Raw genomic sequence first — 13,151 nt, forward strand, 5'->3', positions numbered from 1 at the left:
TCATGGCGACGGACTGGCATCCTCCGCACCCGGCCGAACCGGGTGACGACTCGGCCCACCTGCGGTGGCAGCGCATGTGGAGCCATCGCGAGCAGCTGCTCAAGGTGGCGCGCCGCAGGTCCATGAGCGCCGAGGACGCCGAGGACGCGGTGCAGGAGGCGATGCTGCGCGGCGCGCAGCACACACACCTCGACGAGGCGCGGCTCGGCGCATGGCTGACGACCGTGACCATGCGCCTGTGCGTCGACCGGTACCGGCAGGTCCACCGCGAGGCCCAGCTGGGCGGTACGCCCAAGCTCACCGCCCCCGGCCCGGTCCCCGTCGATGAGGCGGTGTGCGACCGGGCGGAGGCCAGGTGGCTGGCCTTCCGGAGCAGGGAGCTGCCCGCCCGTCAGGCGGAGGCACTCCGCCTGAAGTCGGAGGAGCGGGACGTCGGGCAGATCGCCCGCGAGATGGGGCTGAGCTATGAGGCGGTCGAGTCCCTGCTGGCCAGGGCCCGGCGTACGCTGCGCAACTCGCTGGCCGGGACGCTGGCGCTCGGCCTGTGGCTGATCGGGCGAGGCCGGGACCAGGCGGGTCAGGCGGGGGCGCATGCCCCCGCCCTGGCCGCGGCCTCGGCGGCCGCGACGCTCGCCATGGTGGGACTGGCCCTGCCCTTCGCGTACGAGCCGAACGCGCCGGTGCCGCCTCCGCCGGACATGGCGGTGGTGGGGGAGGAGCCGGGCGCGGCCGGTGACCGTATACCGACTGCCTCGTCCGTACGACCGGACGCCCCCGGCTCCGTACGCCCGACCGGAACGGTGTCGCCCACGGCCCTCCCCGGCGCGCTCCCGGCGGTGCTGCCGGTGGTGCCGGAGGTGGCGACGACCCTGCCCGCAGCACCGGACCTGCCCACCCCGGCTCTGACCGCCCCGGTCCTCCCCCCGCCCGTGTCCGCGCCGCCGCTGCCGTCCACGCCACCGCTCCCCGACAGCACGACCGTGCCGGACCTCCCCGGTGCCCTCTCCACCCGCCTGCCGTAAAAATCTTGGTCTCGCCGCGACGGACCCGCCGCCCTTCCCCGTAGAGCAGATGTCGGAGCTGCTCCCCGTTGAAGGGTGAACCGGATGGGTGTCGAGATCTGCGTGGAAGGGTTGACCAAATCCTTCGGCCACCAGGTCATCTGGCAGGACGTGTCGCTGACGCTGCCCGCCGGGGAGGTGTCCGTCATGCTCGGCCCCTCGGGTACGGGCAAGTCGGTGTTCCTCAAGACACTCGTGGGCCTGCTCAAGCCGGACCGGGGATCCATCCGGATCGCCGGTACGGACATCACCAAGCTCCGCGAGCACGACCTGTACGAGGTGCGCAAGCTCTTCGGCGTGCTGTTCCAGGACGGCGCCCTGTTCGGGTCGATGAACCTGTACGACAACATCGCCTTCCCGCTGCGCGAGCACACGCGTAAGCCGGAGAGCGAGATCAGACGGATCGTCCTGGAGAAGATGGACATGGTCGGTCTGATCGGTGCCGAGGAGAAGCTGCCCGGCGAGATATCCGGCGGGATGCGCAAGCGGGCGGGCCTGGCGCGGGCGCTGGTGCTCGACCCGGAGATCATCCTGTTCGACGAGCCGGACTCGGGGCTCGACCCGGTGCGGGTGGCCTATCTCAATCAGTTGATCGTGGACCTGAACGCGCAGATCGACGCGACCTTCCTGATCGTCACCCACGACATCGCCTCGGCCCGCCAGGTCCCGGACAACATCGGGCTGCTGTTCCGGCGCGAACTGGTGATGTTCGGCCCGCGCGAGGAGCTGCTGACCAGCGACGAGCCGGTCGTACGGCAGTTCCTCAACGGCCGTATGCAGGGACCGATCGGCATGGCGGAGGAGAAGGACGCCGCCCAGGTGGAGCAGGAGCTGGCAGGCCTCGCCGGCGGGGACGAAGCCAATCCCGAAATGACCCCGCGGCTGCTGCCCAGCGCCGGGGTCACCCGGCCGCCCCGCTGGCAGGCGATCGCCGACCGCGAGGCGAAGCCGCACCGCCGGGACCCCTCCGGGGAGGCTGACCCGGCCCCGGCCCCAGCCATGGCCCCGGCCATGGCGGCAGAGCCGCCCCCAGGGGCTGACCCGGACCGGAAGGCGGCGGAGCCGAGCCCGGCAAAAGGGGCAGACGGATGAGCTTCTCACCCAGCGGAGCGCTCCGGCATTCCGGCAGCCTCTTCGCCATGGCCCTGGACGTCCTGCGGACCCTGCCTCGACGCCCCTTTCAAGTACGGGAGTTCATCCAGCAGGCGTGGTTCATCGCGAGCGTCACCATCCTGCCCACGGCCCTGGTCTCCATCCCCTTCGGAGCGGTCATCGCCCTCCAGATCGGCAGCCTGACCCGGCAGCTCGGCGCCCAGTCGTTCTCCGGCGCCGCCTCCGTCCTGGCGGTACTTCGGGAGGCGTCCCCCATCGTTACGGCGCTGCTCATCGCCGGCGCCGGCGGCACCGCGATCTGCGCGGACCTCGGGGCACGCAAGATCCGGGAGGAGATCGACGCCATGCAGGTGCTCGGTATCGACCCGATCCACCGGCTGGTCGTGCCCCGCGTGCTGGCCACCATGCTCGTGGCGGTCTTGCTCAACGGCCTGGTCTCCGTTGTCGGGGTGGCCGGTGGCTATTTCTTCAACGTGGTCATGCAGAACGGCACTCCCGGTGCCTACCTGGCCTCCTTCACCACCCTCGCCCAGCTGTCCGACCTCTGGGCGGCCGAACTGAAGGCGCTGGCCTTCGGGGCCATCGCCGCGATCGTCGCCTCGTACAAGGGCCTGACCGCCAAGGGCGGGCCCAAGGGTGTCGGTGACGCCGTGAACCAGTCCGTGGTCATCACCTTCATGTTGCTGTTCGTGACGAACTTCGTGCTGACCGCCGTCTACTTCCAAATCGTTCCGCAGAGGGGATGACGATGACCCTGCTGAATCCGCTGAGCGTGCTCAAACGGGCCGGGCGTTCCCTGGAGGAGCTGGGCGCGCAACTGGTCTTCTACGGCCGCTCCCTCGCCTGGACCGGCCGCACCCTGCGCCGCTACAAGAAGGAAGTCCTGCGCCTGCTCGCCGAGGTGAGCTTCGGCCGCGGCGCGCTGGCGGTCGTCGGCGGCACGGTCGGCGTCATCGCCTTCCTGTCCTTCTTCACCGGCACCGAGGTCGGACTCCAGGGCTACGCGGCGCTCAACCAGCTGGGCACGTCCAACTTCGTGGCGTTCTTGTCCGCGTACTTCAACACCCGCGAGATCGCCCCGCTGGTGGCCGGGCTCGCGCTGTCGGCGACGGTCGGCGCGGGCTTCACCGCCCAGCTCGGCGCGATGCGGATCAGCGAGGAGACCGACGCGCTTGAGGTGATGGGTATCCCGTCGCTGCCGTTCCTGGTCACCACCCGGATGATCGCCGGCTTCGTGGCGGTGATCCCGCTGTACGTGATCGGACTGCTGTCCTCCTACTTCGCCGCGCGCACCATCACCACCGGCTACTACGGGCAGTCCACCGGCACGTACGACCACTACTTCCAGCAGTACCTGCCACCGGTCGACGTGCTGTGGTCCTTCGGCAAGGTGATCGTCTTCGCCGTCGTGATCATCCTGGTGCACTGCTACTACGGCTACTACGCGAGCGGCGGCCCGGCCGGCGTCGGTGTCGCGGTCGGCCGCGGCGTACGGACGTCCATCGTGGCCATCAACGTCCTCGACTTCTTCCTCAGCCTCGCCATCTGGGGCGCCAACACGACCGTACGGATTGCGGGGTAGACGGATGCGCATACGAATACCGGCCCCGGCGCTCACGCGGCCCACCCAACTGCGGCTGTACGGCATCGTCTTCATCGCCGTGATCGCGCTGCTGCTGTCCCTGACGCTCGCCGTCTACCAGCAGGTGTTCACCTCCGTCGTCCGGATCACCCTGGAGGCGGACACCCTCGGCAACCAGCTGGAGCCGCGCGCGGACGTCAAGCTGCGCGGCCTGCTGGTCGGTGAGGTACGCGAGGTCGAGGCCGACGGCGAGAAGGCGACCCTCTCCCTCGCGCTGAGGCCGGAGCACGTCCCCCTCATCCCGGCTGACGTCCATGCCCGGCTGCTGCCCAAGACCCTGTTCGGCGAGAAGTACGTCGACCTGGTCGCCCCCCAGAAGCCGTCGGTACGGCATATCCGCGCCGGTGACGTCATCACCCAGGACCGCACCACGGTCGGCATCGAGCTTCAGCGGCTGATGAACGACCTGCTGCCGCTGCTGCGCACGGTGAAGCCCGGCGAGCTGAACGCCACCCTGTCCGCCTTCGCGGGCGCCCTCGAAGGGCGCGGCGACCGGATCGGCGACAACCTCACCCGCCTCGACGACTACCTGCGCCGGCTCAACCCGCACATGCCCTCCCTCAAGGAGGACATCGCCCGGTTCGCCGATGTGGCCGAGGTGTACCGCGACGCCGCCCCCGACCTGCTGCGGATCCTGGACAACACCCTCACCACCAGCCGGACGCTGGTCGAGAAGCAGGAGCAGCTCGCGTCGGTCCTCACCTCAACCGCCACCGCCGCGAACACCACGGAAACGGTCCTCGACGAGAACTCCGACCGGCTCATCACCCTGGGCCGCGTCTCCCGTCCCACCCTCGCGCTGTTCGCCCGCTACTCGCCGGAGTACCCGTGCCTGCTGGCCGGGCTGGTGCGCCAGGAAGCGGCGTCCGAAGAGGCATTCAAGGGAGGAAGGATGCGCATCACCCTCGAATTCGTCCACCCACGTCCCCCCTACCGCCCCGGCGAGGAACCGCGCTATGCCGACCGCTCAGGACCCGACTGCAGGGGTCTGCCCCACCCTCACGTACCGGCACCGCCGATCAAGCTCAACGACGGTACGTCGGCGAGTAGTACGGGCCGCACCGTGTCCGGAACCCCGGCCGAACAGCACGCCGTCGCCTCACTCGTGTCCCCGGTCATGGGCGTGCCCGCCGACGAGGTGCCGGCGGTCACGACCCTGCTCTTCGGACCGATGGCACGGGGAACGGCGGTGAGTGTCATATGAGCACGACGAGTCGTATCCGTCGTACGAACGCGATGGCGACAGCCCCCCAGCTGATCAAACTCGGCATCTTCGCGGTGGTGACCGTGGCGGCTACCGCCGTGCTCGCGGCCACCATCGTCAATCTCTCCTTCACCCCCAAGGAGACCTACACCGCCGTGTTCAGCGATGTCACCAGCCTGGAGAAGGGCGACGACATCCGGGTCGCGGGGGTGCGGGTCGGCGAGGTCGAGAGCATCGCCATCACGGACCGGACGCTGGCCTTGGTGACCTTTACCGTCTCCCGCGACCGGCCGCTGCTCACCAGCACCCGTGCCGTCATCCGCTACCGGAGCCTGGTCGGGCAGCGGTACATCGCGCTGACGGAAGGCGTGGGGGAGGGAAAGCGGCTGCGGCCCGGCGGGCGGATCCCGCTCTCCCGTACCGAGCCCGCACTCGATCTCAACGCCCTGCTGAACGGGTTCAAGCCGCTGTTCGCCGCGCTGAGCCCGAAGGACGTAAATCAGCTCGCAACCGAGATCATCAAGACCCTGCAGGGCGAGGGCGGTACCGTCCGCAGCCTGCTCGCGCACACCGCCTCGCTCACCACGACACTCGCCGAACGCGACAAGCTGATCGGTTCGGTCATCGACAACCTCAATACCGTGCTGAGCACCGTGGACAAGCGCAGCACCCGCTTCTCCGACCTGATCGCGCAGCTGCAACGGCTGATCTCGGGGCTGTCGGACGACCGTAAGCCCATCGGTGAATCGCTGGCGGGCATCAACGGACTCGCGGAGGCCACCTCCGGCCTCCTGGGCGACGCCCGGCCGCCGCTGAAGGCCGATATCGCCGAGCTGGCCAAGCTCACGGAAACGCTGAACGGCCACGAGAAGACCGTGGAGGGTGTCCTGCAGCAGTTGCCCAACAAGCTCAACGAGCTGACCGGCACCGCCTCGTACGGCTCCTGGTTCAACTTCTATCTCTGCGACTTCGACGGCCGGATCGTGCTGCCGAAGACCAACGAGGTCATCACCCCCGAACTCCATGTCGCCCGGGCGAGGTGCGGCCGTTGATCCCCTTCCGTGAACGCAATCCCTTGGGTGTCGGCGCCGCCGGCCTCACCACGATCGCGCTGCTGATCGCCGCCGCGTTCAACGTCGAGAGCCTTCCGCTGATCGGCGGCGGCGAGACGTACAGCGCGGCCTTCTCCGAGGCCGGCGGGCTGCGCTCCGGCGACGAGGTGCGGATCGCCGGCGTCAAGGCCGGCAAGGTCGACGAGGTCGAGCTGGCCGGCGACCACGTCAAGGTGACCTTCCGGATCAAGGGAGACCCGGAGCTCGGGGCCCGTACCGGTGCGTCGATCCGCATCAAGACGATCCTGGGCGCCAAGTACCTCGCGCTGGAGCCGAAGGGTTCCGGCCGGCTGAAGCCGGGCAGCGAGATCCCACTGAGCCGCACGGTCCCGGCGTACGACGTGGTGGAGGCCTTCAGCGATCTCACCACGACCACCGAGCAGATCGACAAGCAGCGGCTGGCCGCCTCCCTGGACATCATCTCCACCACCTTCGAGGACGCCCCCGAGGAGGTCAAAGCCTCCATCCAGGGGCTCTCGAAGATCTCCCGGACCGTGGCCTCCCGTGATGAGGCGCTACGCGAACTCCTCGACCACGCCAACGGGGTCACCGGAGTGCTCGCCGAGCGGAAGGACGAGTTCGGCAAGCTGGTCAAGGACGGCGACAAGCTGTTCAAGGAGATCCACGCGCGGCGCCAGGCCATCCACGCGCTGCTCCAGAGCTCCGTCGCCCTCAGCGTCCAGCTCTCCGGCTTGGTGAAGGACAACAAAGCGGAGATCGGGCCGGCGCTCAGCCGCCTGAACACCGTGGTGCAGATGCTGGAACGCAATCAGGCGAGCCTCGACCGCAGCATCCAGCTCATGGCGCCCTTCGCGAGGGTCTTCACCAACACCCTCGGCAACGGCCGGTGGTTCGACAGCTACATCCAGAACCTGGTCGCGCCCACACCGGTGGTTCCACGGACGGAAGGGTCACGATGAGGATTCCGATGCGGCTCGCGCTGAAGCTCCCGAAGCCGCCGGCGAAGCGCGCGCCGACCCGCCGTCGCGTCCGCCGCCTCGTCCCCCGCCTCGCGTTCGCCACCGTGCTGGTGGTGGCCGCCGCCCTGGCCGTCGTTCAGCTCTCCGAGTCACCGAAGGTCCGGGTGACCGCCTACTTCCCGCGTACCGTCGGCATCTACCCCGGCTCCGACGTCCGTGTGCTCGGCATCCCGATCGGCGAGGTCAAGAAGATCACGCCGCAGGGTGAGCGGGTGCGCGTGGAGCTGGAGTACGACGCCCAGTACAAGGTCCCCGAGGAGGCCAAGGCGGCCATCATCAACTCCTCGGTGGTCAGTGACCGTTACCTCCAGCTGCTGCCCGTCCACCGCGGCGGCCCGGTGCTGAAGAGCGGCGCGGTCATCCCCGAGGAGCGCACGGCCGTACCGGTCGAGCTGGACCGGGTCTTCGACAGCCTCCGTATGACGGCGGACGCGCTCGGCCCCCAGGGCGCCAACAAGGACGGCTCGCTCTCCCGGCTGCTCGCCGTCGGCGCGGACAACCTCCAGGGCCAGGGCGCGCAGCTGCACCAGACGGTCGAGGACCTCTCGCAGGCCGTCACCACCCTGTCCGACGGCCGGCAGGACCTGTTCGGGACCGTACGGAATCTGCAGGTGTTCACCGCCGCGCTGGCGGCCGACGACGCCGACGTCCGGTCGTTCAACGACAGCCTGGCCAAGGTGGCCGAGCAACTGGCCGGGGAACGCCAGGACCTCGCCGCGGCGATCAAGCATCTTGCGGCCGCGCTCGCCGATGTGTCCGAGTTCGTGAAGCAGAACAAGAAGGACCTGACCGCCGATGTGAAGGGCCTGGCCAACGTGACCAACGTGCTCGTCACGCAGCGCGCCGCCCTCCAGGAGCTGCTCGAAGTCGCCCCCGCCGGGCTGTCCAATCTGCAGAACGCCTACAACCCCTCCTCCGGCACGCTCGACACCCGCAGCAACCCCGAACAGCTCCACGACCCGGCCGAGCTGCTGTGCTCCCTGCTGAAGACGACCGGGGAGAAGACCGACTGCCGGGATCTGAAGACCCTGTTCGACTCCCTGCCCAAGCTGCCCGCGGCCGACCCGCTCACCGGAGCGGCACTTCCCGTGGCCGGAACGGGCTCGACGGACAAGACGCTCGGCGGAATCCTGGAGGCCCGTACATGACGTACACGAGAGCTCCGCTCAAGGCAGCCTTGTGGACGGCCGCCGGTTCGCTGCTGCTGACCGGCTGCGAGTTCAAGGGCCTGTACGACGTCCCCCTGCCCGGCGGCGCGGCCGCGGACGGGCGCAGCTACCGGGTCACGGTCGAGTTCCAGGACGTCCTCGATCTCGTCCCGCAGTCCACGGTAAAGGTCAACAACGTGACCGTCGGAGCCGTCGAGAAGGTGGAACTGGACGGGTGGCACGCCCGGGTGCGGCTGCGGATCTCCGACTCGGTCAAGCTCCCCGGCAACGCGGTCGCCGAGCTGCGCCAGACCAGCATGCTCGGTGAGAAGTACGTGTCGCTGTCGGCTCCGGCGGACACCGGGCCGGTGGGCAGGCTCACCGACGGCGCGCGGATCCCGCTCTCCCGCAGCGGCCGCAACCCCGAGATCGAAGAGGTGCTGTCCGCGCTGTCGGCCCTGCTCAACGGCGGTGGAGTGGCACAGCTCCACACCATCACCACGGAGCTGAACAAGGCCTTGGAGGGTCGCGAGGACCGGGTCAAGTCGCTGCTCTCCGAGCTGGACACCTTCCTCGGTGGCCTCGACGCCCAGAAGAAGGAGATCATCCGTGCGCTGGAGGGCATCGACGCATTGGCCGCCACCCTCGCCAAGGAGAAGAAGACGATCGACCATGCCCTCACCACCATGCCGCCCGCGCTGAAGGTGCTGGCCGACGAGCGGGCCAAGCTGACCACCATGCTCACTTCGCTGTCGAAGCTGGGTGAGACGGGCACGAAGGTGATCAACGCGTCGCGCGACGATGTGATCGCGAATCTGCGCGCGCTCCAGCCGATCCTGCAGCAGTTGAACACGGCGGGCGCCGACCTGCCCAACGCGCTGGAGCTGCTGACGACCTATCCCTTCCCGCGCAATGTGGTGGACGCGATCAAGGGCGACTACGTCAACCTCGAGGTCACGGCCGATCTCGACCTGCGCAGCGTCTACGGGAACCTGGCCGGTCAGCCTCCGAAGCCGGGCACGCCCGGCACGCCCGTGCCTCCTGGGCTGCCAGGCGTCCCGACGCCCGGGCTGCCCGGAGTCCCCGCGCTCCCGGGCCTCCCCGAACCCCCCGCCCTTCCACGGGTTCCCCAGGCCCCGAAGCCGCCCGGGACGCCAGAACTGCCCGGCGGGTCGGGTGGGTCGGGTGGGTCGGGTGGCGTCGAGCTGGGCTGCCTGCCGCTCTGCCCGTCGGCCAACCAGGCCTCGTACACCGCTTACAGCGCAGGAGACGGCAACGGTGGCCTTCCGCCGGGTGTCGACCTCGCGCTCGCCGAGCTGCTGATGAAGGGACTGGTGCCGTGATCACCCGTACGGTCAAGACCCAGCTGCTCGCCTTCACGCTCATCACCGTGATCGGGGTGTCCTACGTCGGTGCCGAGTACACCGGACTGGCCGACCGCGTCCTGGACCGCGGATACACCGTACGGGCCGACTTCGCCGACTCGGGAGGCATCTACTCCGGGGCCGAGGTCACGTACCGAGGGGTGCCCGTGGGCCGCGTGGGCGATCTGCGGCTGACCGGCTCCGGCGGAGTCTCGGTGGGGCTGCTTCTGGAGGACTCCCCGAGGATCCCGGCGGACAGCCTGGCCGTGGTGGCGAACCGCTCGGCCGTCGGCGAGCAGTACGTGGACCTGCAGCCGCGCTCCGGCAGCGGCCCGTATCTGCGGGACGGCAGCTCCATCCCCCGCCATGACACCCGGGTGCCGATGCCCACGACGGACCTGATCCTGAGCCTGGACCGGCTGGTCAACTCGGTGGACAAGCAGGACCTGCGGATCACGGTCGACGAACTGGGCAAGGCGTTCTCCGGCACCGGCCCCCACCTGACGCGGCTGGTGGACTCGGGCAACGCCCTGGTCGAGTCGGCCTCCGATTCCCTTCCCCAGACCATCGCCCTGATCGAGGACTCCCGGAAGGTCCTGAAGACGCAGGCCGATCAAGGTTCGGCGATCACGTCCTTCTCCCGGGATCTGGCGGCGCTCACCGCGCAGTTGAAGGCGAGCGACGGTGATGTCCGCGCCCTGATGGCCAACGGCACCTCCGCCGCCCAGCAGGTGGATTCCCTCATGAGGGACACCCGCCCCCACCTACCGGTTCTGCTGGGCAACCTGATCAGCGGAGGTCAGATCACCCTCGCCCGGCTGCCCGGTGTGGAACAGATGCTGGTCACCTTCCCCGCGGTCGTCTCGGGCAGCTACACAGTGCTTCCCGGAGACGGCACGACCCACTTCGGAATGGTCGTCAACGCCGACGACCCGCCTCCCTGCCGTGCGGGGTACGAAACCCAGCGCCGCGACCCCGCCGACACCACCGACCGCCCGGCCAACACCGGCGCCCGCTGCACGGCCCCGCGCGGCGGCGACACGTCCGTCCGCGGCGCCCAGAACGCACCGGGAAGCCGCGTTCAGATCGGCTCGACGGGCGGAGCACAGACCGTATTCGGAAAGGACTCCTGGCAATGGCTGCTCGTGGGCCCCATGGCATGACCCCCATACTCGCCGTCCTGGCTGCCGTACTGGTGGCACTGATGGCTTCCTCCGGCTGGCTGGGCTTCCAGCTGTACGAGCGCGATGAGGAGGACCGGCGGCACCAAGACATCCTGGCCGCCGCCCGCCAGTCGGCGCTGAACTTCACGTCGCTCGACTACCGGCAGTACGAGCGGGACAGCAAGACCGTCCTGAACGGCGCGACCGGGGAGTTCAAGAAGCAGTTCTCGGCCCAGACCGCGGAGCTGACGAAGATCGTCGCCGAGAACAAGTCCGTCTCGGAGGGACAGATCCTCGACGCGGGTATCGCCCGGGCCGACGCCCGCACGGCCCGCGTCCTGGTGGTGGCCGACAGCAAGGTCACCAACGTCGCCGCCCCCGAGGGCACGTCCCGCAACTACCGCCTTCAGCTCGACCTCGTCTTCGAGGGCGGGCAGTGGCTGACGTCCGACGTCGAATTCGTCGGCTGACAGGAGAACCACCATGGCGAACCCGACCGTTCGAGCCCGCCAGCGCTCCGTGGCGGCAGCCGCGCGCGCGGCGGCCAAACGCGCCGACCAGGCAAGCCGCCGGCAGGAGGCCGACCTGGAGCCGGCCGCCCCGGAGCCGGCGGAAACGACGCCCGCCAAGCCGGCTCGCAGCCGACCCCGTCGACTCACCGCACTGCTCAGCATTGTGGTCCTGCTGGCCCTGGCCGCAACGGCCACGCTCGCCTGGAAGCACCGAGAGGCCGAGCGCACGACCGCGGCCCGCGCAGCGGCTCTGACGGCGGCCCGCAAGGCCGCCCCGGTGATCCTCTCGTACGACTACCGCCACCTGGACCGCGACTTCGCCGCGGCCCGCGGCCACCTCACCGGCCCCTTCCTCGACCAGTACAGCAAGACCACGGAGACCGTGGTGGCGCCCACCGCCAAGACCTACAGCGGGGTGGTGAAAGCCGCCGTCGCGACCGGCGACGCCACCCCGGCAGCATCGGTGATCTCAGCATCCCCGGACAAGGCCGTCGTCCTGCTCTTCATGAACCAGCTCACCACCAGCACCCAGATCGCCACCCCCCGTCTCGACCTCAACCGCGTCCGCATGACCCTCGTCCGCACTCCCCAAGGCTGGAAGGTCAGCGCTGTAGACGCGCTGTGACCGGGGCCCGGGAGCGGTTACTCGAGGTGCCGCGCTGCAGCTGGTGGAAGGGGATGGCGTGGCTGTCGGTCGCGGTGTACATGCTGATCGGGAGGCTCACCGGGACGAAAGTCAGTACGTCGGTCGGGGGGTCATGGTCATTGCCTGACCGCCCTCACCACCCGCCGCTTCGATCACACGTCTGCCCCTGCGCCCCAGCCGGAAACGGGCCGCTCGGCGGTCGCGGCGGCCCCCGGCAGGGACATGTTTGGGGGGTGCGGGAGGGGACAGCCGCGGGATACCGGGAGAAGTACGACCCGAGGAGTGTGAACCGTCATGGGCGCCGACAGGCAGGACGGCGGCATGCAGGACAAGCGTCAGACGCCGGGCGAGGGACGCGAGGAGCAGATTCGCGGGCGGTCGCCGGAGCCCGATCAGCTGAAGACGGGTGGTCGGCCGCGCCGTCCCGAAGAGGTGACGCGTGAGCGGGGCCGGGAGGACGCGACGATGCGCGACGTGATGCACGACCTGGGTGAGGAGGATCTGGACGACATGCGTGACGACCGTTGACGCGTAGCGGGTACCGCGGCAGGGGTCCGTGGACGCGGGGCCGCCCCGCCGGGCGCTGGTCCGGGTGGGCGGTCTCCTGCGTGTCCACGGGCGAAGGAGCAGTGTTCGCCGCCCGCGGCGCGATCGTGGCGTTGGTGCCCGGCCGACGCCGGGGCCGCGCAACACCATGGAGGAGGAGACGGACATGGACGCGATCGTGCTGCTGCGCGAGGACCACAAGACAGTCGAGAAGCTGTTCAAACGGTTCGAGAAGACCGGCGACGACGATCTCACCGAGCGACGGGCGATCGCCGACGAGGTGATCGAAGAGCTGACCGTGCACGCCTGGATCGAGGAGCAGGTCTTCTACCCCGCCGCCCGCGAGGCCGCTCCCGACACCACCGATCACATCCTCGAAAGCGTTGAGGAACACCATGCCGTGGTGTGGATGCTCTCCGAGCGCAAGCGGATGGACCCCTCCGACGAGCGGTTCAAGGCCAAGATGAGCGTCCTGATGGAGAACGTGCGCCACCACGTGGAGGAGGAAGAGCAGGAGTGGTTCCCGGACGTCCGCAAGGCGATGGGACGCAACCGGCTCACCGAACTCGGCGACCGCCTCCAAGCCGAGAAGGAAAAGGCCCCGCGGGAGCCGCTCGCGGTGCCCAGCGCGACCGACAGCTGAGGGTGCGGGTGAGGGGC

General features: G+C 69.4%; 14 protein-coding genes. All 14 read left to right on the forward strand.

Annotated elements, in window-relative coordinates; genetic code table 11:
- The first annotated feature begins 2 nt into the window (after positions 1–2).
- Entirely contained in the window at positions 3–1,022 is a 1,020-nt protein-coding gene (locus AC07DU_RS01225) for an RNA polymerase sigma factor (protein ID WP_479108927.1), read from the forward strand.
- A gap of 84 nt (positions 1,023–1,106) precedes the next feature.
- Positions 1,107–2,153, forward strand: coding sequence for an ABC transporter ATP-binding protein (locus AC07DU_RS01230; protein ID WP_479108929.1), 1,047 nt, complete (start codon positions 1,107–1,109; stop codon positions 2,151–2,153).
- Positions 2,150–2,920 (forward strand): MlaE family ABC transporter permease, encoded by a 771-nt coding sequence (locus tag AC07DU_RS01235; RefSeq protein WP_479108931.1) that lies wholly within the window; start codon positions 2,150–2,152, stop codon positions 2,918–2,920. The genes AC07DU_RS01230 and AC07DU_RS01235 overlap by 4 nt, the downstream gene beginning before the upstream one ends.
- Before the next feature lie 2 nt (positions 2,921–2,922).
- A complete protein-coding gene (locus AC07DU_RS01240; protein ID WP_469156900.1) occupies positions 2,923–3,756 on the forward strand; it encodes an MlaE family ABC transporter permease in 834 nt (277 codons plus the stop codon).
- Between the two features lie 4 nt (positions 3,757–3,760).
- On the forward strand, positions 3,761–5,020 hold the full coding sequence (locus AC07DU_RS01245; protein WP_479108934.1) for an MCE family protein: 1,260 nt from the start codon (positions 3,761–3,763) through the stop codon (positions 5,018–5,020).
- 32 nt (positions 5,021–5,052) lie between these two features.
- The gene (locus tag AC07DU_RS01250; RefSeq protein WP_479108936.1) at positions 5,053–6,072 is read left to right on the forward strand and encodes an MCE family protein; all 1,020 of its coding nucleotides are present in this window, start codon (positions 5,053–5,055) and stop codon (positions 6,070–6,072) included.
- Complete coding sequence (locus tag AC07DU_RS01255; protein WP_479108938.1) at positions 6,069–7,052, forward strand: MCE family protein; 984 nt, start codon at positions 6,069–6,071, stop codon at positions 7,050–7,052. The genes AC07DU_RS01250 and AC07DU_RS01255 overlap by 4 nt, the downstream gene beginning before the upstream one ends.
- A complete protein-coding gene (locus AC07DU_RS01260; protein ID WP_479108940.1) occupies positions 7,049–8,260 on the forward strand; it encodes an MCE family protein in 1,212 nt (403 codons plus the stop codon). Before AC07DU_RS01255 ends, AC07DU_RS01260 begins: the two co-directional genes overlap by 4 nt.
- Positions 8,257–9,603: an MCE family protein gene (locus tag AC07DU_RS01265; RefSeq protein WP_479108942.1), complete on the forward strand. Its 1,347-nt coding sequence runs from the start codon at positions 8,257–8,259 to the stop codon at positions 9,601–9,603. Before AC07DU_RS01260 ends, AC07DU_RS01265 begins: the two co-directional genes overlap by 4 nt.
- On the forward strand, positions 9,600–10,787 hold the full coding sequence (locus AC07DU_RS01270) for an MCE family protein (protein ID WP_479108944.1): 1,188 nt from the start codon (positions 9,600–9,602) through the stop codon (positions 10,785–10,787). The genes AC07DU_RS01265 and AC07DU_RS01270 overlap by 4 nt, the downstream gene beginning before the upstream one ends.
- Positions 10,784–11,257 (forward strand): hypothetical protein, encoded by a 474-nt coding sequence (locus tag AC07DU_RS01275; protein ID WP_479108946.1) that lies wholly within the window; start codon positions 10,784–10,786, stop codon positions 11,255–11,257. The genes AC07DU_RS01270 and AC07DU_RS01275 overlap by 4 nt, the downstream gene beginning before the upstream one ends.
- A 13-nt stretch (positions 11,258–11,270) precedes the next feature.
- Entirely contained in the window at positions 11,271–11,924 is a 654-nt protein-coding gene (locus AC07DU_RS01280; protein WP_479108948.1) for a hypothetical protein, read from the forward strand.
- Between the two features lie 315 nt (positions 11,925–12,239).
- Positions 12,240–12,473, forward strand: a complete 234-nt coding sequence (locus AC07DU_RS01285) for a hypothetical protein (RefSeq protein ID WP_479108950.1) — start codon at positions 12,240–12,242, stop codon at positions 12,471–12,473.
- A 184-nt stretch (positions 12,474–12,657) separates the two neighbouring features.
- Positions 12,658–13,134: a hemerythrin domain-containing protein gene (locus AC07DU_RS01290; protein WP_479108952.1), complete on the forward strand. Its 477-nt coding sequence runs from the start codon at positions 12,658–12,660 to the stop codon at positions 13,132–13,134.
- The last annotated feature ends 17 nt before the right edge of the window (positions 13,135–13,151 follow it).

Source organism: Streptomyces sp. NPDC045695 (assembly GCF_056432025.1).